Source organism: Streptomyces sp. NBC_01549, from assembly GCF_026339955.1.
Classification (GTDB): domain Bacteria; phylum Actinomycetota; class Actinomycetes; order Streptomycetales; family Streptomycetaceae; genus Streptomyces.
The window spans coordinates 591,572-611,423 of the sequence record NZ_JAPEPW010000003.1 but is presented as its reverse complement, the minus strand read 5'-3'; the positions used below and the strand labels follow the sequence as shown (position 1 = coordinate 611,423).

At 68.2% G+C, this 19,852-nt stretch carries 19 protein-coding genes and 5 pseudogenes; 11 read left to right on the top strand and 13 right to left on the bottom strand.

The window, feature by feature from the left end; translation table 11 throughout:
* Positions 1-153 precede the first annotated feature (153 nt).
* From OG819_RS49090 to OG819_RS49080, 3 genes and pseudogenes are all read left to right on the top strand, one after another.
* Positions 154-409 (top strand): annotated as a pseudogene (locus tag OG819_RS49090) (hypothetical protein); the annotation flags it as partial.
* Between the two features lie 97 nt (positions 410-506).
* Positions 507-1,618 (top strand): annotated as a pseudogene (locus OG819_RS49085) (alkene reductase).
* Positions 1,619-1,890: 272 nt separating this feature from the next.
* Positions 1,891-2,646: an IS6 family transposase gene (locus tag OG819_RS49080; RefSeq protein ID WP_266656178.1), complete on the top strand. Its 756-nt coding sequence runs from the start codon at positions 1,891-1,893 to the stop codon at positions 2,644-2,646.
* Between the two features lie 244 nt (positions 2,647-2,890).
* On the opposite strand, the gene OG819_RS49075 is transcribed toward OG819_RS49080, so the two are convergent.
* From OG819_RS49075 to OG819_RS49060, 3 genes are all read right to left on the bottom strand, one after another.
* A complete protein-coding gene (locus tag OG819_RS49075; protein WP_266647762.1) occupies positions 2,891-4,252 on the bottom strand; it encodes an IS256 family transposase in 1,362 nt (453 codons plus the stop codon).
* Between the two features lie 85 nt (positions 4,253-4,337).
* Entirely contained in the window at positions 4,338-5,705 is a 1,368-nt protein-coding gene (locus OG819_RS49065; RefSeq protein WP_323138065.1) for a chaplin family protein, read from the bottom strand.
* Between the two features lie 56 nt (positions 5,706-5,761).
* Positions 5,762-5,923, bottom strand: coding sequence for a transposase (locus OG819_RS49060; RefSeq protein WP_266638746.1), 162 nt, complete (start codon positions 5,921-5,923; stop codon positions 5,762-5,764).
* Between the two features lie 85 nt (positions 5,924-6,008).
* Here OG819_RS49060 and OG819_RS49055 point away from each other — a divergent pair.
* Positions 6,009-6,774: pseudogene (locus tag OG819_RS49055) on the top strand (integrase); the annotation flags it as partial.
* A gap of 154 nt (positions 6,775-6,928) precedes the next feature.
* Here OG819_RS49055 and OG819_RS49050 read toward each other — a convergent pair.
* Positions 6,929-7,303: a hypothetical protein gene (locus tag OG819_RS49050; RefSeq protein ID WP_266638160.1), complete on the bottom strand. Its 375-nt coding sequence runs from the start codon at positions 7,301-7,303 to the stop codon at positions 6,929-6,931.
* A 262-nt stretch (positions 7,304-7,565) separates the two neighbouring features.
* Here OG819_RS49050 and OG819_RS49045 point away from each other — a divergent pair, with 262 nt between their 5' ends.
* Positions 7,566-8,576, top strand: a complete 1,011-nt coding sequence (locus OG819_RS49045) for a hypothetical protein (protein ID WP_266638158.1) — start codon at positions 7,566-7,568, stop codon at positions 8,574-8,576.
* On the opposite strand, the gene OG819_RS49040 is transcribed toward OG819_RS49045, so the two are convergent.
* From OG819_RS49040 to OG819_RS49025, 4 genes and pseudogenes are all read right to left on the bottom strand, one after another.
* Positions 8,567-8,743 carry a hypothetical protein gene (locus tag OG819_RS49040; protein WP_266656563.1) on the bottom strand — a complete coding sequence of 59 codons (177 nt, stop codon included), beginning with the start codon at positions 8,741-8,743 and terminating at the stop codon, positions 8,567-8,569. The two genes, OG819_RS49045 and OG819_RS49040, sit on opposite strands and share 10 nt — an antisense overlap.
* A 7-nt stretch (positions 8,744-8,750) precedes the next feature.
* A pseudogene (locus OG819_RS49035) lies at positions 8,751-9,133 on the bottom strand (hypothetical protein); the annotation flags it as partial.
* 303 nt (positions 9,134-9,436) lie between these two features.
* Positions 9,437-9,859, bottom strand: a complete 423-nt coding sequence (locus OG819_RS49030) for a phage tail protein (protein ID WP_266638154.1) — start codon at positions 9,857-9,859, stop codon at positions 9,437-9,439.
* Positions 9,860-10,105: 246 nt separating this feature from the next.
* Complete coding sequence (locus tag OG819_RS49025) at positions 10,106-11,443, bottom strand: IS110 family transposase (RefSeq protein ID WP_266647905.1); 1,338 nt, start codon at positions 11,441-11,443, stop codon at positions 10,106-10,108.
* 272 nt (positions 11,444-11,715) lie between these two features.
* Here OG819_RS49025 and OG819_RS49020 point away from each other — a divergent pair, with 272 nt between their 5' ends.
* Genes OG819_RS49020 through OG819_RS49010 form a run of 3 tightly spaced genes read left to right on the top strand, consistent with a single transcriptional unit; the run spans position 11,716 to position 12,796 of the window.
* Positions 11,716-11,973, top strand: coding sequence for a hypothetical protein (locus OG819_RS49020; protein ID WP_266638152.1), 258 nt, complete (start codon positions 11,716-11,718; stop codon positions 11,971-11,973).
* A complete protein-coding gene (locus OG819_RS49015) occupies positions 11,970-12,341 on the top strand; it encodes a fic family toxin-antitoxin system, toxin component (protein WP_266638150.1) in 372 nt (123 codons plus the stop codon). The genes OG819_RS49020 and OG819_RS49015 overlap by 4 nt, the downstream gene beginning before the upstream one ends.
* A 50-nt stretch (positions 12,342-12,391) precedes the next feature.
* Entirely contained in the window at positions 12,392-12,796 is a 405-nt protein-coding gene (locus OG819_RS49010; protein ID WP_266656176.1) for a hypothetical protein, read from the top strand.
* 70 nt (positions 12,797-12,866) lie between these two features.
* Here the strand turns inward: OG819_RS49010 and OG819_RS49005 are convergent.
* The 4 genes and pseudogenes from OG819_RS49005 to OG819_RS48990 all read right to left on the bottom strand — a co-directional run.
* A pseudogene (locus OG819_RS49005) lies at positions 12,867-13,187 on the bottom strand (transposase); the annotation flags it as partial.
* 77 nt (positions 13,188-13,264) lie between these two features.
* The gene (locus OG819_RS49000) at positions 13,265-13,534 is read right to left on the bottom strand and encodes a hypothetical protein (protein ID WP_266638147.1); all 270 of its coding nucleotides are present in this window, start codon (positions 13,532-13,534) and stop codon (positions 13,265-13,267) included.
* Between the two features lie 489 nt (positions 13,535-14,023).
* A complete protein-coding gene (locus tag OG819_RS48995) occupies positions 14,024-15,244 on the bottom strand; it encodes an acetylhydrolase (RefSeq protein WP_266656174.1) in 1,221 nt (406 codons plus the stop codon).
* A 136-nt stretch (positions 15,245-15,380) separates the two neighbouring features.
* Entirely contained in the window at positions 15,381-15,761 is a 381-nt protein-coding gene (locus OG819_RS48990) for a hypothetical protein (protein WP_266656172.1), read from the bottom strand.
* A gap of 89 nt (positions 15,762-15,850) precedes the next feature.
* Between OG819_RS48990 and OG819_RS48985 the strand changes: the two genes are divergently transcribed.
* The 3 genes from OG819_RS48985 (at position 15,851) to OG819_RS48975 (ending at position 19,159) form a co-directional block, all read left to right on the top strand.
* The gene (locus OG819_RS48985) at positions 15,851-16,747 is read left to right on the top strand and encodes an IS3 family transposase (RefSeq protein WP_266656170.1); all 897 of its coding nucleotides are present in this window, start codon (positions 15,851-15,853) and stop codon (positions 16,745-16,747) included.
* 224 nt (positions 16,748-16,971) lie between these two features.
* On the top strand, positions 16,972-17,769 hold the full coding sequence (locus tag OG819_RS48980) for an IS5 family transposase (protein ID WP_266656168.1): 798 nt from the start codon (positions 16,972-16,974) through the stop codon (positions 17,767-17,769).
* 199 nt (positions 17,770-17,968) lie between these two features.
* Positions 17,969-19,159: an IS110 family transposase gene (locus OG819_RS48975; RefSeq protein WP_266653268.1), complete on the top strand. Its 1,191-nt coding sequence runs from the start codon at positions 17,969-17,971 to the stop codon at positions 19,157-19,159.
* 128 nt (positions 19,160-19,287) lie between these two features.
* Here the strand turns inward: OG819_RS48975 and OG819_RS48970 are convergent, their stop codons facing one another.
* Entirely contained in the window at positions 19,288-19,833 is a 546-nt protein-coding gene (locus tag OG819_RS48970) for a hypothetical protein (protein ID WP_266656533.1), read from the bottom strand.
* Between the last annotated feature and the right edge of the window lie 19 nt (positions 19,834-19,852).

Here is a 19,852-nt window from a genome sequence, read left to right as displayed (position 1 = left end):
TTCGTGAAGCAGGATGTCCGATGGGCGATCGGCCGGCGAAAGTGCCTCGCCGGTGCGAACGAGGATCGCTGAGATCGCTGTTCCCGCCACCGCCGGAAGCGCGTTCCAGGTGAAGCCGTGTATCGGTCCTTCGCGGGGGCGCGACGAGGGAGCCGGTCGCGGCGCGGCCTGCAGACACCGATCCGTACCGACTCCGGCGGCGGCATCCATGACTTCGTCACCTGGCTTACTGCTGATCGTGCGCAAGGAGCGAACGCCCGTACTTCGGCGGGCAGTTGCGCTTGACCGGCGTCGACGCCGACGCCGACGGCATGCGGCTCTCACCGCGTTCGCCCCCGCGTTCGCCGCCAACACCACCCACACCCCGATCGCAGTCCTGGAACCGCGTCACCGTCAGCGGGCCCGCGCCTGCCCGAGGACCGCATCCGCGCCTCCGCCGGGACAGCGTGGACCCCTTGCGTCGCAGACCTTCATCCCGTTTTCGTCCGTATTGCAGAAAGAAACCGATGACTATCAACATTTCAGAAGTTTCGTCCGTTCCGTCGCTTTTCTCCCCCGTCGCCCTCGGGAAGATCGAGCTCGCCAACCGCATCGTCATGGCACCGCTGACCCGGGTCCGGGCCGGTTCCTCCGGCATCCCCGGGGACCTCATGGTCGAGTACTACCGGCAGCGGGCGAGCGTCGGAATGATCATCACCGAGGGCACCTACCCCGACAACGCGTCGCAGGGGTATGTCGGTGAGCCGGGCATCGCCACCGACGAGCAGGCGGCCGGCTGGCAGCGGGTGTTCGAGGCGGTGCACGCCGAGGGCGGCCGCATCGTCCTGCAGATCATGCACGCCGGCCGCGGCACCCACCCCGACATCAACGGCGGCCGCCGCATCCTCGCCCCCAGCGCGATCGCCATCGACGGCAAGACGTTCACCGAGAAGGGCGAGCAGCCCTACCCCGTACCGGAAGCGATGACCACCGCAGAGATCCGGGCAGCCCTGGAGGACTTCGTCACCGCGGCCCGCCGGGCCGTCGAGGCGGGAGCGGACGGCGTGGAAATCCACGGCGCCAACGGCTACCTGCTCCAGGAGTTCCTCTCCCCGGCGGCCAACCAGCGCACCGATGGATACGGCGGCTCGCCGCAGAACCGCGCCCGCTTCGTCGTCGAGGTCGTCACGGCGGTCGCCCAGGCCGTCGGTGCCGAGCGGGTCGGGCTGCGGATCTCGCCGGAGGTCGACCTCGGGGACGTCTTCGAGACCGACCGGGACGACGTCCTGGCCACCTACGGCACCCTTATGGACCAACTGCGCCCGCTGAGCCTGGCCTACCTCTCCGTACTGCACGCCGAGCCGGGCGGCGACCTTGTACAGGAGCTGCGGCGGCGCTTCGACGGCAAGCTGATCGTCAACAGCGGCCCCTTCGGGGGCAGACCACCCGCGAGCAGGCGCTCCAGCAGATCGAGGCCGACCACGCCGATGCCGTGGTCGTGGGCCGGGCCCTCATCGCCAACCCCGACCTGGTCGAGCGCTGGCAGGGTGGCCACCCGGAGAACGAGCCGCGGCCGGAACTGTTCTACGGGCCGGGCGCCGAGGGCTACACCGACTACCCCTTCCTCGAAGCGGCTTGAGGCCCACGGTCACGCCTGTCCATGCGGCAGCCCCACTCACACATGGACAGGCGCCCGACCGGCGACACTGTGCCCGCCCCTTTGAGCCCGCGGTCACACCGGCGATCACAGGCTCGAGGACCGTCGGGTCCGTCAGGGCGTTGACGGTCCGCAAGTTCCTGGTCAGCAGCCTGCGTTCGGTGACCTCGTCGAGCACATCGCTCTCGTGCGTGGCCACCGCGGCGGCCTTCGGCCACAGCTGACGGCGCTGTCACGTTGGCTGACCGGGTGGGATGATCTTCGGGTTGATCTGCTGTAGGGGGGTTGTCGGTGGGGAGTGCGTCGCCGTCGTACAGGGGGACCGGTACCCGGTCGAGGTGATCTCGCACTGTGTGTGGCTGTACTTCCGCTTCCCGCTCAGCTTCCGCGAGGTCGAGGAGCTGCTGCTTCAGCGCGGCGTGATCGTCTCCTACGAGACAGTGCGCCGCTGGTGCGCCACGTTCGGCCAGGCCTACGCGAACGGACTGCGCCGCCGCCGTCCCCGGCCCGGGGATAAATGGCATCTGGACGAGGTGTTCGTCAGGATCAACGGGGAGCTGAAGTACCTGTGGCGGACCGTCGACCAGGACGGAATGGTGCTGGACATCCTCGTGCAGAATCGGCGGGACAAGGCCGCGGCCCGGCGCTTCTTCCGCCGTCTGATGAAGAGGACGCGTGCGGTGCCGCGGGGGGTCGTCACGGACAAGCTGCGTTCCTACGGCGCGGCCCACCGTGAGGTCATGTCCTCCGTCGAGCACCGCTCCCACAAGGGACTGAACAACCGGGCCGAGAACAGCCACCAGCCCACCAGGCAGCGTGAACGCGCGATGAAGGACTTCCGCAGTGTGGGCGCGGCCCAGCGGTTCCTGTCCGCGTTCAGCGGCATCTCACCCCACTTCCGACCCCACCGCCACCTGATGACAGCCTTCGACCACCGAGCCGAGATGACCATCCGCTTCGCCATCTGGGACCAGATCACCGGCACTGCCAGCCTGCCCGCCACGGCCTGAACACAGGCCCGGACCGCAGACCCACCACACCCCGACGCACCATCAGACAGTCACGCACCCAACAACGTGACAACGCCCTCCGTTAGGTCCATACGACAACTTCGGCCTTCAAGACCACAACCGGGTCTTGAAGGCCGACGTCACGCAAGGCCCCGAATTGACCAACAGCATCGGAGCGGGGTCTATCATGATTTAGGTGTTTTTAGGCCCTTTGGCCTAGTGGTTTTTGGTTGGTCCGACTGGCTTATACCCGTCCGGCGGTAAGGCGGCCGTCGAAGAGCTGGTCGAACTCGTTCAATGCTGCCTTCCACTTGTTGTTCCAGCGTTTGCGTCCCCGGCCGGAGGGGTCGAGGGCGAGGGTGGCCAGGTAGATCCTCTTGAGTGCTGCCTGTTCGTTGGGGAAGTGTCCGCAGGCGGTGGCCGCGCGGCGGTAGCGGGCGTTGAGGGACTCGATGCTGTTGGTCGTGTAGACGACCTCGCGGATGGAGTCGGGGAAGGCCAGGAAGGGTACGAACTCGCTCCAGGCGCGCTGCCAGACGGTGGCGATCGAGCCGTATTTGTGGCCCCACTTGGCGTCGAACTCGTCGAGCCGCTCGCGGGCCTGGGCCTCGTTGACGGCGGTGTAGACGGGCTTGAGGTCGGCGGCGACCTCGGGCCAGTCCCGCCGGGAGGCGTAGCGCAGGCTCTGCCGGATCAGGTGAACGACGCAGCGCTGCACAACGGTTTGGGGCCACACGTTCGCGACCGCGTCCGGCAGAGCGGACAGCCCGTCACAGACGAGCATGAGGACGTCTCTGACCCCGCGATTACGCAGGTCGGTGAGGACTTGCTGCCAGAACTTGGCGCCCTCGCCACCGTCGCCGGCCCACAGGCCGAGGATATCGCGGTAGCCGTCGGCGGTGACCGCGATGGCCACGTAGATCGGCCTGTTGGCGACCTGCCCGTCCCTGATCTTGACGTGGATGGCGTCGACGAAGACGACCGGGTAGACCGCGTCGAGCGGGCGGGTGCGCCACTCGTTCATCGAGTCCAGGGCCTTGTCGGTGATCGTGGAGATCGTCTCCTTGGACGTCTTCATCCCGTACACCTCCTCAAGGTGCGCGACGATCTCCCCGGAGGTCATGCCGCGGGCGGTCAGCGAGAGCACCATCTCGTCCAGAGCACCGGTGCGACGGGCACCCTTGGGCAGGATGCGGGGCCGGAAAGTGCCCAGCCGGTCACGGGGGATCTGCAGCGTGATCGGCCCGACCTCACTCATCACCTTCTTCGTGCGATACCCGTTACGGCCGTTGCCGCCCGAACGCGAGCCCCGCCCGCCGCCGCGCTCGGCCTCGGCGGCCAGATGCTCATCCAGCTCGGCCTCCAGGGCGGCCTGCATCAGGTGCTGCGTGATCGCGGGCAGCAGACCGTCCTCACCGACCAGCCTCAGCCCACCACCGCGGACCCTGTCCTGGGCCAGCAGCGTCAGCGCGTCCAGCAGGTCCAGGCCCAGCCCGTCCACGGACTCCTGCGTTCTCCTCATGCCCGCACCGTCCGCGGCCGCCCCGTCAGTGGCAAGCGACACGCCGCCCACCGTCTCGAGAGAGTGAGTCTTCTGGATCGTCATCAGGTGTCCCTTCCGGTGAAGTTCCCACCTAATTCATGACACTCCCTCGGAGCGAAGGGGAGGGGAGCGGGGCCGACCGCCTGCGTCAGGTGTTGGCGCAGGTGTTGCCGAACGCAGGATTGAGCACGCCGATGATGTCGATCGTGTTCCCGCACAGGTTGACGGGGGCGTGGATCGGGATCTGGACGGCGTTGCCCGAGAGGATGCCCGGGGAGCCGATCGCGCCGCGCGGGACGCCGACGGCGGTGTGGACCGAGGAGGTGTTGTTGCCTGGGTTGGGGTCGGGGTCGTTGCCGAAGACGGTGGCGGTGTTGGTCAACGTGGTGCCGCCGGAGCCGGCGGTGCCGGTGACGGTGATGGTGTGGCTGGCGCCGACGGCCAGCCTTCCGCCGGTGCAGGAGAGTTTGTCACCGCTGATGGTGCAGCCCGGGGTGGGGCTGCTGGGGTTGAGCAGGCCCGCAGGGAGGACGTCGTTGACGGTCCAGCCCGAGGAGTCGGAGGGGCCGTGGTTGGTCACCGTGATCTGGTAAGTGACCCGGTCGCCGGCCGTGACCGAGGCGGGCCCGGTCTTAGTCACCGACAGGTCCGCGCGTGCCACGAAGCACGAGGTCGCGTCGACGTTGCCGCCGGGCCGCGTGCTCTGCCTGGACAGGAGATGGAAGACGGGACTGGCGCTGTCCGGGTGCGCGACGTGAACGCGGGCCAGAAATCCACTGTTGTTGAAGAAGCCCAGGTCACCGTTGCCGTAGGTGAAGGCACCGCCGTAGCCGGGCTTGACGGCCGGCAGGGGCGAGGCGAACTTGACGACGGCTCCCGTCCCAAGGTTGATACGCTGGATGCCTCCGTCGTTCGTGGCCGCCCAGAAGGACCCCGCCGAGTACGTAATGTCGGCTCCCTGCAGGCGGGACTTCAGGTGGACAACGCCGGTCACCCTCCGCGTGCGCACGTTGATCTTGTACAGGACGGAAGGGTCAGGGCCGGAAACGTAATAGTTTCCCGCGTCGTCGAATCCTCCGATGAAGTATCCCGCGCCCGGGAGGCCGGCGACCGCCCCGACATCAGTGGTATGGCCCGCCTTGTCAATCCGCAGGAGGTGAGCGTCGCGGACGCGCAGGGCGAAAACGTAGTGGGTGGCGGGATCCACGCCCATCGCGTTGTAGGCCGGCACGGCCGGGCCGAGGGGGGAGAAGGAGACGGTGCCCGGTCCGGCGACACCGAGCTGGAGTTGGTTTGTAGCGGTGCTCGTGGCCACGTAGAAGATCTGGCCATTGCACGAGAAGCTGTCCGGAGCGGCTGCCACTGCGCTTTGGGGGGCGCCGAACATCCCGAGCGCGGCGGCTGCCGCGCCACCGACCATGAGCATGGTTGCGGGTGAACGACGCGAGAGATGATGCTTCGTGGTCGGGGTGACGGCGAGTACTGCGGCACCGGCCCAACGTCCGGGTACGGACATATCAGCTCCTTAAACCAAGGGACAGGGCGGAACATTCCGCTCCCCATACGGGCCGGTTAACGATGCAGAGGGTCAGCGGTTACAGCTGCGACATGACTTGTCAACGACCAGGCGCCGTTGCGCTGCCAGCGGCGGAACAGGTCGTACTCCCGGCTCCACGGCCCGTACTGCTCGGGCATGTCCCGCCACGGGATGCCGGTGCGGACCCGGAAACGTATGCCGTCGATCAGCTGCCGCCGGGGTCCATGTTGGTGGCCGGCCGGGCTTCTTGCCCTTCGGCAGCAGCGGCTCCAGCACGGCCCATTGCTCGTCTGTCACATCTCCACGCGCCACGACGTGGAAGTCCTGGCACTGTGCCATCAGCTCACGGTGCTGGAGCGGCAACCGGGCGGGAACAGGCCGCGGTTGGAGCCAAGCGATCGGGCGTTGCTGGCGGCGTTGCTGCACCAGCTCCCGCGGAATGTACTGAGCCGGGTGCGGCTGCTGGTGCGCCCGGACACCGTGCTCCGCTGGCACCGCGACCTCACGGCGCGCCGCCACGTCCCGGCCCAAGCGCCCAGGCCGGCCGCGCACCGTACACTCCATCAGAGTCCTGGTACTACGCCTGGCACGCGCGAACAGCTCCTGGGGGTACCGGCGCATCCGCGGCGAGCTCGCGGCGCTCGGCATCAAGGTCGCCGCCTCCACCGTCTGGGAGATCTTGAAGGGGGCCGGGGTCGACCCGGCACCCGAGCGCTCCTCCAGCACCTGGGCCGACTCCCTGCGCTCCCAGGCCGACGCGCTCCTCGCCTGCGACTTCTTCGAGATCCGCACCCTGACCGGAGCACGGCTGTACGTGTTCGCCGTCATCGAGCACGCCGGCCACCGGGTCCGCGTCCTGGGCGCAGCTGCTTACCCGGCCGCGGCCTGGGTGATCCAGGCCGCAAAGAATCTCGTCATGGACCTGGAGGATGCGGGCTGCCGAGCGCGCTTCATGATGCGGGACAGGGACGGCAAGTTCCCTGAGCTGTTCGACGCCGTCTTGAAGGACGCGGGGATCGAGGTCGTGCTCAGCGGCATCCGGATGCCGCTGAGCACGACCTCGATCCCCGCATCTGCGAGGACGGTGTCGAACCTCCCACTCAGTCTTTAGGAACGGTTGCCCAACTCTGGTAGCGAGAAGCCCCCGGCTTCAGCCGGGGGAGGAGTCACCTCACCCACCGAACCTGCGCGGCAGCACGCGGTCAACCGCTTACGACTACCTGCTGGCATACCTGAGGTGGGCGACGGACTCCACCCGGCTGCTGCGCCACCAGATCAGCGAGGCCGACATCCGCTCCCTCATCCTCACCGACCGGTACCGGGCACTCCTCGATGGAGCCGGTCACCTTGCCGGCCCACACCAGCAAGCCTTCGTCAACGGCCTCGTAGACCTTGAGGTCGAAGAGCGGCTGGAGGCGTTCTCCGAAGCCATCGACACATTCGTGGTCCAGTCCAAGCGGTGGGGTGGCGTGGAGACCCTGATCGTCGCGGACAGCAGCTTCTACATTCAGCACCCCCAGATGCTGGCCGAAGCGGACCTGCCCGCCGCCGACGCGATACCCGACGTCGGCGTTCATCTCCTGGTGCCGATCGTGGTGATCGACGAGTTGGACCGCCTCAAGGAAGCCGGCGGGCGGCGGCCTCGGGAGGCCCTCACCGAGGTGGCGAATTCGAGGGGCTGGTGTCGTGCGCGGATCAGGCAGCCGGGGTCCGTGCGGCCGGGCGCGGAAGCGCCCGACCGGCCGAACGGGACTCGGCGTGCGGACTGTCTGCGGAGAAATGACCGCGGCGGGACGGATACTTCCCCGGAGATCGACCGACCAAGCTTCAGGAGCAGCTATGAGCCTCAAGCGTCTGGGAGCTGGCCGGGGCCGGATGCCACTCGTCGTCCTCGCGGCCTGCGCCCTCGCACTGGGGGGAGTGATCCCGGAATCCCCCAGCGCGGCGGCGGACGGAAAGCCCCGCTGCATCTCCACGCCGCGCGCGTACCGAGCCGCATGGGATGCGCGGCAGGTCAGGTGCGTCTCGCCGTCGCTGTTCGGGACCACGCACGCCCGCGGCAGCGCTTCGCCGTACCCCCGTGGCTTCTGGTACGCGTGGGCGGGCTCCAGCACCAATCTCGAGCGCTTCCTGGAGTTGCGCAGGATGTACGGCGACACCCCGCCGAAGGTCGGCATCGGCGTCCTGTCGTACGTCGGCTATCCGGGCCTCAATACCTGGGACACGCCCACGGACCTCGCTGTCTACACCCTCCCGCCCGGTGTACGGGCTCAGGTGCCGGCTTTCGAGACATGGTTCCGGCTGCTCGACGAGGAGTTCGGCAACACGGGGGCGTATCCGCTCGCGGCCCAGACCCGGCTTGCCTACGTGTACTCCCGGCTCGGCCCGCGCCAGGACGTCGTCGACGCGTTCCAGGCGGTGACCGGCTGCCGCAGGACCGCCTTGCTCAACGGAGAGGACGTGTCGGCGAAGATCGGCTGCAACGCGGCGTTTCTCGGGGCACTGGCGGCCGCCGGCCCCTCTCCCTACGCCACGGGCGAGTCGAAGTCGTGCTTTCGGAACTTCGCGGCGCGGTACAAGGGTCCCAAGACCGCCGCCGCACTGCGCGGCGTGCTGTACCAGTGTCAGGACGTGGGGTTCCTCAATACCGGTGTCGGACTCGGCTACAACACGTACGCGAATCCCTTCGTCTGCAAGCCGGCCCGCGAGCAGTCGGTGCTCCAGAAGTACACTGGCAGGGAGTTCATCCTTCCCAACACGGCGTTCGACAGGCTCCCGAGCCATGTCGACATCGAACTGGAACTGGGCAAGCCCTCCCAGCGACGCTTCCTGAACAGGGGCTACTGCTGAACAAGGTCACAGACCGTCCAGCGCGCCCCGTAGATCCCCCGGTTCGACTTCCGGTCCTCGTTGTCCAGGAGGAAGAACCGCTCCAGTTCGGGTCTCGTCGGCTTTTCAGCGAACTTCCCGTACGTCTCGGCCTGCTCACCAATTACTGACCTTTTCGAGTTACTCACGGCACGGGCGGTTGCTGTAGGCCTTATCCGCGGCGAGGCTGTCGGGCCTCGTGCGGGGCCTGCCCGGGCCAATGCGCGGAACACAGATCTTTTCCAATACAGTTGTGAACTGGGTGCAGTCTGCGCGCTGTCCGCCGGTGACCAACACGGACAGCGGGCGGCAGCATCCGTCGGCGCTCAGGTGGAGTTTGCTGGTGAACCCGCCCCGCGAGCGGCCCAGGCCCTCACTTCCTGCACCACCTCCACCAAGCGGGCGACGAGGCTGTGCCACGGCGTCTCGCCCTGATGTTCTGTTCCTTCGGCCCCCTTTGACGCAGGCGCCGGTGGCGGATCGGTGCAGGCGCCAGCCGCGTGCTGATGGGCCCGCACGATGGTGGAGTTGACCGAGATGTCCCAGTCGATGTCTTCCACTGCGTCTGCTGCAGCCTGAACCTGCTGCAGCAGCAGCTCCCAGGTGCCGTCTGCCGACCACAGCCGCTGGCGTTCATGCACCGTCTTCCGCGGCCCGAACCTCTCGGGGGTAGCAGACCAGCTGCCGACCGCCGCTTACCGCTACACCGACCTGCGGCTGACGGCTGCATGGGTCCGCAGACTCAACGACGCGACCGCTGGCCTAGCCCCACCCTGCCCATGCCCGCTTGTGCGAGCCCAGGAGCGGGCCCGGCATGCCGGAGGTGAGGCGTTGCCTGGCCCTTACTCAATCACCATGTCGTCGAACTCGATTTGGACGGTCTCGATCGCCGGCCCGGAGCCGTCAGCCGCAAGGTCAGGCGCCGACCGCGACGACACCCACGCATTGAGCAGCTGGATGCGCTTCACGACGTTGTTGCTGGAGTCCAAGAAGACGACGCTGATGTTCTGGAGTGCGCCCGCGTGGTTATGGGTAGCCTGAGTCTCCTTGACCCAGTTGGTGAGCGCCTCGCTCCTGTCCATGCCGCGCGTGATCGTGATCTGACCGCTCTGCGCGGCCCCTGGCTGCTTGCGGATAGTCGGCTCTCCGTCGGACGAGACCTGCTTGACCTCGACGACGTCTTGCCCGTAAGCGAGCCCAGAGACCGAGTGGAGTGTCTCCACCAGGATGCCTCCCAGGTCGACGGCGAACTTGTGTACGTACATGCCTACGTCCCGCTTGACTACTTTAAGTAAATGATCAACCACTTATTGTGACGAAGGCAAGGGGGGGCTGCTCGAGTCCCGACCGAGCAGCCGCATGATCGGCCGGACAAGTCCTAGGCGTCCCTTTGCCTCAAGGGTTGTGGAGAGGTTCCTGACCGGAAAACTCAACGGTCAGATGGGGATGGCGAGATAGCCCCTCGATGGTGACGGTCGGGGGCTGGTGTGGGGCGGTGGGGTCGTGGGATGTCAGGCGGCTGCCGGGGTGAGGGTGACGTCGTGGCCGAGGGCCTTGAGCTGGCGGACGAGGTCGCGGCTCTTGCGGGCCGGGTCGAGGTTGCGGGTGTGGAAGTCGGGGCCGAGGTCTCGGTAGCGGGCGGTCGGGTCGTTCATGAGGTGCCAGACGGCGACCAGGATGGAGCGGGCGACGGCGACCAGGGCTTTCATGTGGCCGCGGCGTTTGACGATGCGGCGGTAGCGGGCGCCGAGGAAGGTGTCGGTGCGGGCGGCGGAGATTGCTGCTTCGCCGAGGGCGCCGCGGAGCCAGGGGTTGCCTTTGCCGGTGGGGCCGGAGGTGTTCTTGTTTCCGGACTGGAGGGTGCGTGGGGAGAGTTTCGCCCAGGACACGAGATGGCCGGCGGTGGGGAAGACCGTCATGTCCAGGCCGGTCTCGGCGAGGATGACCTGCGCGGTGCTGGGGCCGACGCCGGGGATCTCGTCGAGGCGTTCGGTGTCGGTGATCGGTATGAGGGTGCCCTGTCCGGGGCCTTCGTCGTCCTCGGTGGTGGACAGCTCGGCCAGACGCAGGGTGATCCGGGCGGTGAGCTTGTCGATCTGCACGGTGAGGTAGTCGACGGTGTCCAGCAGCATCCGGCACATGAAGGCGTGGTGTTCTTCGAACCGGCCGGTCAGGGCCTCGGCCAGGGTGCTGTGGCTGGCCTTGATGGTGCCGTGGGCCAGGTCCGCCAACGCCTTGGGGCTGCGTTCGCCCGCGATCAGTGCCTCCAGCATGGCCCGGCCGGAGACGCCGAAGATGTCGGCGATCACGGTGGACAGCTTGATCTGGGCGTCCTCGAGGAGTTTCTCGGTGCGCTGCTTGTGGCGGGTGCGCTCGTGGGTCATGACGGCCCGGGCCCGGGTCAGATCGCGCAGTTCACGGACCGGCTTCGGGGGTACGAACGAGGGCCGGAGCATGCCGCGTTCGGTGAGCTTGGCCAGCCAGACCGCGTCCAGGCGGTCGGTTTTGGGCCGGCCCGGGACGTTCTTGACGTCACGGGCGTTGACCAGCCAGCACTCCAGACCACGCGATTCCAGCAGAAAGAAGTACGGCTTCCAGTAGGTCGACGTCGCCTCCATCACCACCCGGGTGACGCCCTGGCAGACCAGGTGGTCGGCCAGGTCCAGGATCGCGCCGCTGGTCGCGACGGTGTTGAAGACCCGCTGCACGCGCTTGCCGGGCTTGTCCTCGTGCGGCACCCGCACACAGACCATGCCCGACGCCTTGGCGATATCGATCGCCGCGACACGGGCCACGAGCTCCTCGGCCTGCTCGATCTCCTCGACGCCACCGTCGTCGGTGTCCGCCATGCACAACTCCCTGGTATCGATCCGTACGGGCCGACGCCTGCCCAGGGGGCCGCGGGGGAGCGAAAATCTGACCGGCGTGCTCGATGGCAACAGTGCGTGGCCCCTCTGCGGCCCCGGCACCAGACTGACCTACGGGCTCAACGTCCCAACGAGCTACCGGCGTCGGCGGGCAGGCGCCGCAGCCATGTTTTCACGCCGGCAAGGCGCACCCGAAGGGAACAGGGGGACTGACCTGCACCTCTTGCCCGCTACCACCCTGCTACCATGAGGGCATGACTTCCGCGAAGAAGCAGACGCAGGTCCGGCTGGAAGAGGACGTGCTCGCGGCCGGCAAGGCCGCCGCGGCCGCCCGTCGGCTGGACTTCAACAAGTACGTGGAGCGGCTCATCATCGAGGACACGACCGGTGCCCGCGCCGCCGGCATGACCGCCGCCCAGCGGCTCATCGACGAGCACGGCACCTTCCTCGACGACCTGGAGCGGCAACTCGACGCCCCATACGCCGAGCCCCAGCCGGGCGCCGCCGCGTGATCCTGCACGTCGACGAATCCTGGATCCTCGAAGTGGCAGAACGGGCGGGCCATCGCGACCCGGCCGCCGACGATTACGGTGTCCCCATCGCAGCAGTCGCCCGCCACCGCGGTGAACTCCTCGACACACCCGTCTACGACGGCGCCTACGCCCGTGCCGCCGCCCTGGTGCACACTCTGGGCCGATGCCGCTGGCTGGAGCGCTCCAACTTGACCGTGGCCTGTGCGGTCGCCGTCATGTATCTCGAGGCCAGCAACATCCCCGTCAACCCCACTCGAGAACAGCTCACCGCGCTCGCCCATGAGCTGAACAACCCGCGCTGCACCGCCGCCCGGATCGCCTCTTTCCTGCGCACCTGGAAACCCTGATCCCGGTCCGGGCGGAGTGGACCGAGCGGTGTTGACCCCAAGTCCGTCCGGTGGAGACGTTGCTGATCATCACGGCCGCCGTCCTGTGGGGCTGCGGCACGGGCGTGCTTATATCCCGTCCCGCGTACCGGTTCTCCGTGCCGCCCGAGGAACCGTGGCGGTCGGCGTGCCCGGTCGGCAATCCCCTCAGCACCGGGACCGGCAGCGGATGGCTGGGGTGTGCCCGCTGCTCTGCCGGGGATGTCTACGGGCCGAGCACCCTGTCCGTCGCCTCCGCCACGGCCGTGATCTGCGCCCTGCTGGCGGCCGCTACCGGGGCCCGCCACGAGCTGGTGGTCTGGCTGCTGCTCGCCCGGGCCGCCGTGCTGCTCGCCAACATCGACTACCGGGCGTACCGGCTGCCGGACGTGCTCACCTTGCCGCTCGCCGCGGCCGCGCTCGTCTGGCTCGGGTAGCCGCCCCGGTGACAACGCCCCCGACCCCGGCATTGCAGCGACACTGTTGGTGAATTCGGCCCGCCGAGTTCTACTCGGCGGGCCGAAGGGCTGCCAGGTGTGACGTGCGCGTGCGGGCGCGTGGGGTGTCGGTCCACCAAGCGTTGAGGCGGTGGAAGTTCATCGCGGTGGCGGTGAGCTGGTGCTGTAGCCGGGCCTTGGCCAGGCCCTGATATCGGCATCGGCGCAGGCCGAAGGCTCGCACTCCTTGAGACATAGTGCCTTCCACGCCGGCCCGGTGTGCGTACTGCTCTCTCCACTCCGGGGTGTCTTCCTGTGCCCGTGCCCGTTGGATCACCTCCTGCTCCGCCTGCGGGCGGAGAGTGATCCGGCGGCCCATGTCCGACTTGCCGTGACAGTGTCTTGCAGCTGCCGGGGTCGGGGCGCCTCGTACGCTAGCCGCGCCTGATCGCTGCGGTCAGCGGCGGCTCACCTGGGAGGCGAGGTTCCCTCGCGCAGTTCCTGGCCGAGGACGTTGGCTGACTCTGTGAGGCACAGCGTCAGGTCGGCCAGTTGCACGGTCAGTTCCTGATTGAGGTACTCGAGGGCTGCCGGATCACTGCGGAGGCCGGCCAGTTCGACGGCAGCCTTGATGGCCTTCTGGACGTCGCGAGATGCCCTCCACTGGGCTATGGGACCGCCGGTGAAGTCGGCGTAGTCCCGGATCATCGCGCAGGCCAGGATGCACAGGGGCTGCACCCTTGGGTTCTTGCGCCGTGGGCTGCTGGGGCACATCGTGGGTCATCAGCATCCGCTTGCCGCCCACGGACACGACCTTGATGGTCACAGCGGCCTCTTCGACTACGAGTTCCATACCTGAAGAACGCGCACGGCGCGGCGGCGACGCGGCACCCTTGCCGGGTTCCCGCGTTTGGCCCATCCAGGTGAGCAGGAGCAGTGTCAGGCACCCGGAAGGCCTGTGAGGTCTGTGAGCCTCACAGCCCCTTTCCCCAGGTAGACGGGGTGAGCTATGAGGCTGTGAGGTGGAGCTCGCGCCCGTTCTTCCGCACGCCCTTGTCCTGTGACAGGTGATCTTGACCGTTTGCCGATCCTGACTGGGGATACCTCACGTGTCGTACGAGCCGTCTCACGGCGCGCTGAAGCCGAGGCGGTTCGGGTAGAACTCGGCCCAGTCGTCCTGTTCCCGCAAGCGCCTGCGTGGGACCGCGGTGCCGCGGTCCCGGGTACTCAGGGGAGGAACGTCACTGCCGGGAAGGCTGGGGACGGCCCGTCGAGCAGGTGCCCCCGACGGTGGCTCAGGTGCTCGTCGAAGAAGGCGAGCGGGTACGCCTGCTGGATCTTCACCGCCTGGTCAGGATCGAGGGTGCCGATCACGTCCTGGAGCTGCTGCCCGCTCCATCCGTACAGCTTTGCCGCCTGTGGGAACAGCGCCTCGTTGTCCCCGTACGAGACATGGGCGGCGCCCTGGGCCTGGATGTTCAGCCGCCAGCCCCGCAGGTGCGACCAGTATGCGGCGGCCTCGGGATCCGTGGCCCGGGTGAACACGGCGGACATCATCATGAACGGCCGGTCCAGGTAGCCGGCCAGCGGTGGGTTCATCTGCATCGGGCCGTCGAGGCTCAGCCCGGCCCGGATGCGCTCGTCCGCGAGCGTGGCGCAGGCGGTGGCCGTCCCGCCCTTCGACCAGCCGAACGCGCCCATGCGTCGCGTATCGAGGGAGCCGAGCAGCCCAGCTGGCAGCTTCCTGTGGTCGACGTCCGGATTGCGCCCGGCGGCGAGCTGCTCGACGCAGTCGAGGACGAATCGCAGGTCAGCGGCGAAGTCCCCGGGCAGCGTCGGCGCCTGCCTGTCGTGGAGCGGGACGGCGACCCGACCGTCGGGGAACTCGGTGTACGTGTCGTACTGGTGAGCCACGGTCACAGCTGCGTATCCATGGCTGGCGAGCTCCTGGACCATGACGGTGTGGTCTCCCTGGTGGCTGTGCGCGCCGTGCGAGAACACGACGACAGGCAGCCGCCGGCCCGACCACCGCACCGGAGCGCCCACGTGGCCGGCAGTGAGCGGCCCCAGGGGGGCCAGATCGCTGAATCCCGCGTCGTCGAGGAACGCCTGAAGTGCCTTGGCCGGCATCCAGGGCGCCACCGGGTACCGCTCGACGTCCCGGGCGGGATACCAGACGGTGGCCATCAGCTCGCGGAAGTGCCCGGGGCCCGCGATGTCGTCCGGACGCGACCGGTCGACGAGGTGCAGCTGGACCGTGCCCACCGGGTGCGGCCCGGTCGGCACGGGCAGCATGAGCCGCGTCGCGGCGGGGGCGGCCGCGGCCGGGTCCGCCCACGCGGGGCTGGCGACGGCGGCAAGCGGCAACGCGGCCCCGGCGGCCAGCGCGGCTCCCAGCATGCGGCGGCGCGTCATGCCCTTCCGGCTGATGAACGGCGTGGTGGTCATGGGCCCTCCCGTGGCGACGGATCGTCAACCGTGCCGCGACGGCCAGTCCGTGGGCACAGAGGAACGCTGTCACGTGCCCCTCCCGCGCAGCATCGGCCCACCGACTGATCACGGGCGCGGGCATCGGCCCACGGGTTTACACCCTGGGGCCGATGCGGTCGGCGGTGTCATCCGGTTGCGAGGCCATCCCGATCACCTCGGGCTCGCGGCCCAGAAGGATCGGCCGATCCCGCTCCAGCCACGACTCGTAGCCCACGTGGACGCTCACCGTCGCTAAGGAGTCGCCGGCGGCCAGACCCCGGGAGATCTCCTCCCGCTCCGCCAGCGACAGCACTCCGGCCGATCGGGTCCTGACCGCCGGGACGAAACCGCCGTTCGCTGCGACCACTCCGTGGATTGACCCGGGCACCTTGCCCAGCGCTCGCCCGATCTCGCTCAGCGACTGCCCGTCACGCCATCGCCGCCACACTTCACGCTTCTGCTCGTCCGACAACCCCGGACGCCCGATCCTCGCCACCCAGCAACACCTCCAGTAACCGTTCTTCCTGGGATGTTGCACCGACCCATTGACCTCACCACCGCCTTCTTCGCGAAGGAGAGCGACCGGTGAGCGAGATATGCCGGTTCATCCACGCGGAGAAGGCGAACTACACGGTCGTGCTGCTGTGCAAGGTGATGAAGACGGCCCGCTCTACGTACTACGCGTGGGTGGCCGGCGCCGAAGCCCGCGAGGCGAGGCGGGGGGCGGATGGGGCCCTGGCGCACGCGATCACGGTGATCCACATCGCATCCCGGCGGAACTACGGCGTCCCGCGCGTTACCGCCGAACTGCGCCGGCGAGGCCGACCGGTCAACCGCAAGCGGGTGGCACGGGTCATGCGGGAACACGGCATCGCCGGGAACAGCCGGCGCACCGGCCGCCGCAGCCTGACCAAGGCCGACACCAAAGCCGCCCCGTCGCCGGACCTGATCGGCCGGGACTTCACCGCCACCCGCCCCGGAACGAAGATCGTCGGGGACATCACCTACATCCCCACGGCCGAGGGCTGGCTCTACCTCGCCTCGTGGCTGGACCTGGCCACGCGCGAGGTCATCGGGTACTCGATGGCCGACCACCATCGCGCTGAACTCGTCGTCGACGCCCTCGACATGGCTGCCGCACTGGGCCGCCTGGAACCCGGCTGCGTGATCCACAGCGACCGCGGATCGGAATACACCTCCGGACAACTCCGCGACAGAATCAGCAAGTTGGGATACCGGCAGAGCATGGGCCGGACCGGGAGCTGCTTCGACAACGCCGCCGCGGAGAGCTTCTGGGCCGTACTCAACGAGGAGATCGACACCCGCTTCTGGCCCGACCGGGCCACCGCCCGCGCCGACATCTTCGAATTCGTCGAGACCTTCTACAACAGACGCCGTCTGCGCAAGCACATCCACTGGGGCTACCTCACGCCCCACGAAACACGCCTGCGCTACCGGCAAGACCAAGCCCTCGCGGCGTAACGACAACGTGCCCAAGATCACGGGGAAACTTCAGTTCGTCGCCAATCATCGTGCGCCAGACGTGATCAGCAAGGCGGCGCTTCAGTAGTTGTTGTCTTTCCGATCTTGAGAGATGCGCGTCGAACGGGAGTCCCGATTGGGTGATCGTGGGGCGCTGGGCGCATACGGACAGGGCCTCCTGAACAGCTCGTTGGTGTCGAATCACCGAGCAGCAGGAGGCCCTGATGCAGCAGTCTTGCGTGCCGACGGCCGGGCAGTCCAGCTCGGTCACCTGGGAGTGTGACTGCCTGGCTCACCGGTTCGGAAACGCCGCCGACAACGGATTGCGGCAGCCGCGCTACCCGACGGACATGACGGACGCGGAGTGGGCGGCCATCCGGCCGTTGCTGCCGGTGCCGGGCTGGATGCGCGGTCGGGGCGGCCGGCCGGAGGCGTACTGCCACCGGGCTGCACTCGATGCAATCCGCTACCTCGTGGACAACGGCATCAAGTGGCGGGCGATGCCGACCGACTTCCCGCCGTGGGACCGGGTATACGCCTTCTTCCGCCGCTGGCGCGACCACGGCCTGGTCAAGGAGTTCCACGACCGGCTACGTGCGCAGGTCCGCGAGAAGGCGGGCCGCGACACGGAGCCGACGGCCGGAGTGATCGACTCGCAGTCGGTGAAGGCGGACGCGGTCGTCGGCTCCGACAGCCGCGGCTTCGACGGCGGCAAGCTGATCAACGGCCGTAAGCGGCATGTCGTGGTCGACGCCCTCGGCCTGCTGCTCGCGGTGATGGTCACCGCCGCGGATGTCGGCGACCGCGCCGCCGCCCAGGTCCTGCTGCACCAAGTCGCTGACGCGCATCACCGGCTGGCCCTGGTCTGGGCGGATGGCGGCTACACCGGCAGTCTCGTCGAGCACTGCCTGGCCGCGCTTGCGCTGGTCCTGGCGATCGTCAAGCGCAGCGACGACATGCGTGGCTTCGTGGTGCTGCCCAAGCGGTCCTACCTTGTTCGTGGGTTGGACGGGCCGTCGTAAGGTCCAGAGACCCAGAGACACCGGGTATGGCTTCCAAGCGGTTGCCCTCGATGGTTCCATCCACCTGGCCGCCCGGTGTCTCACGACGACTCGGCCGCTGATTAGGAGCTGCGAACGCCTTCGAGCGGATCGCTGAGTAGGACCACGCCGGCGAGGTCGTCCGGGAGAACAGAGCGTCATCGAACGACCGGAGGAACAGGTGGCCCAGATCTGGGCGGGTACGGACATCGGCAAGACCCATCACCACTGCGTGGTCCTCAACGCGGAGGGCGTACGGTTGCTGTCGCGACGGGTCTTGAACGACGAGCCGGAGCTGCTGGCCCTGCTCGCCGATGTGCTGGCCCTCGACGAGGACGTGGTCTGGGCGGTCGACGTTGCCGACGGCATGGCCGCACTGTGGATCAGCCTCTTGCTCAACCACGGCCAGCACCTCGTCTACATACCCGGCCTGGCGGTTAACCGGGCTTCGGCCGGATACCGGGGCATGGGCAAGACCGACGCGAAGGACGCCACCGTCATCGCCGACCAGGCCCGGATGCGCCGAGACCTGACCGTCCTGAAGCCGGACGACGAGCACGCCATCGAACTGCGGATCCTCACCAGCCGTCGGGCCGACCTGAACGCCGACCGCACCCGCCGGATCAACCGCCTGCGCGGCCAACTCACCAGCATCTTCCCGGCCTTGGAGCGAGTCCTCGACCTGGGCAACGCCGGGCCGCTGATTCTGCTGACCGGCTATCAGACGCCGGCCGCTCTGCGTCGAACTGGCCGCAGGCGCCTGGAGACCTGGCTGCGGAACCGTAACACCCGCAGTCCCGAAGCCCTGGCCGAGGTCGCCCTGGAAGCGGCTGAGCGCCAGCACACCGCCGTCCCCGGGGAGAAGATCACGGCGCAGGTGATCCATACCCTGGCCAAGGAGGTGATGAGCCTCAACGAGCAGATCACCGAGATCGACAAGCTCATTGCGGCCCGGTTTCGCGACCACGAACTCGCCGAAGTAATCTCCAGCATGCCCGGCATCGGCCCACTGCTGGGCGCGGAGTTCCTCGCCGCCACCGCCGGCGACATGAGCCGCTACGGCACCGCTGACCGCCTGGCCAGCCTTGCCGGAGTCGCTCCGGTCCCCCGGGACTCGGGCAACATCAGTGGCAACCTGCACAGGCCCAGGCGCTATCACCGCGGGCTGCAACGCGTCTTCTACACCTCCGCGCTGATCAGCATCCGCAGCTGCGACCAGTCGCGTCGTTTCTACGAACGCAAGCGCGCCGAAGGCAAGCGGCACATCCAGGCCGTCCTCGCCCTGGCCCGACGACGCGTGAACGTCCTGTGGGCTCTCATCCGTGACGGACAGTGCTACCAAAGCAACCTCCCCGTCACTGCTGCGGCTTGACAACATCATTAGGAGGTGGATCGTCGAGCGCCTTTTCGCCCACCTGATGCGCACCCGCCGCCTGGTGCGCGACTTCGAGCGCCGCACCGTCAGTGCTGAGGCGATGGTCTACTGGTCGATGACCCTGCTCATGACCCGTCGCCTGGCCCGGTCACATTCTGCGCGAGCGTGAAGCGGCCCGGCTGCTGCTCGGCCAGCCAGCCGCGCGCGACCAGGCGTTTCGCCTTCGACCGCAGCGCCTCCACCTTCGCCGGCACCGCGTCCAGGCCGAACAAGACGGCCATCTCCTGGCAGGTCAGCGGCCCTTGATGGAGGCGATGCCGGTCCGCAAGGGCCTGCAGGATGCGCTGGTAGTCGATCGATAGCACAGACCAGGCCAGTCCCTCGCGCCACATGGGCACCTGCGACTTCGGCTTCGCGGCCCTCGATGCCGATGATGCCTCCTCGGCCGGTCCCTCGGCCGGCATCGCCCGCTCGGTCCGGGCGTGATCTCCGGTCTCGTCCACCGGTGCCAGCACCTCGCCGACCCGCGAGCGGGCGATGACCCACTCCTTCCATTCCCGCTCGGCCACGGCCAGCTCGGCCTGGACGCGGTCGGCTTCCTCCCGCAGCTCGTCCACACGACGGCGAGCACCCAGCTCACGCTGTTCCAACAGCCCAACCACCGACGGCATCCACGACCTCCCGGGCAGC

Coding starts and splice junctions, on each gene's coding strand:
- OG819_RS49065 (WP_323138065.1), bottom strand. CDS start 5,705: ATGTCCGTACCCGGACGTTGGGCCGGTGCCGCAGTACTCGCCGTCACC.
- OG819_RS49045 (WP_266638158.1), top strand. CDS start 7,566: ATGAGCCTCAAGCGTCTGGGAGCTGGCCGGGGCCGGATGCCACTCGTC.
- OG819_RS48995 (WP_266656174.1), bottom strand. CDS start 15,244: ATGACCACCACGCCGTTCATCAGCCGGAAGGGCATGACGCGCCGCCGC.
- OG819_RS48970 (WP_266656533.1), bottom strand. CDS start 19,833: ATGCCGTCGGTGGTTGGGCTGTTGGAACAGCGTGAGCTGGGTGCTCGC.
- OG819_RS49080 (WP_266656178.1), top strand. CDS start 1,891: ATGATCTTCGGGTTGATCTGCTGTAGGGGGGTTGTCGGTGGGGAGTGC.
- OG819_RS49020 (WP_266638152.1), top strand. CDS start 11,716: ATGACTTCCGCGAAGAAGCAGACGCAGGTCCGGCTGGAAGAGGACGTG.
- OG819_RS48980 (WP_266656168.1), top strand. CDS start 16,972: ATGCAGCAGTCTTGCGTGCCGACGGCCGGGCAGTCCAGCTCGGTCACC.
- OG819_RS49050 (WP_266638160.1), bottom strand. CDS start 7,303: ATGAACGCCGACGTCGGGTATCGCGTCGGCGGCGGGCAGGTCCGCTTC.
- OG819_RS49075 (WP_266647762.1), bottom strand. CDS start 4,252: ATGACGATCCAGAAGACTCACTCTCTCGAGACGGTGGGCGGCGTGTCG.
- OG819_RS49030 (WP_266638154.1), bottom strand. CDS start 9,859: ATGTACGTACACAAGTTCGCCGTCGACCTGGGAGGCATCCTGGTGGAG.
- OG819_RS49025 (WP_266647905.1), bottom strand. CDS start 11,443: ATGGCGGACACCGACGACGGTGGCGTCGAGGAGATCGAGCAGGCCGAG.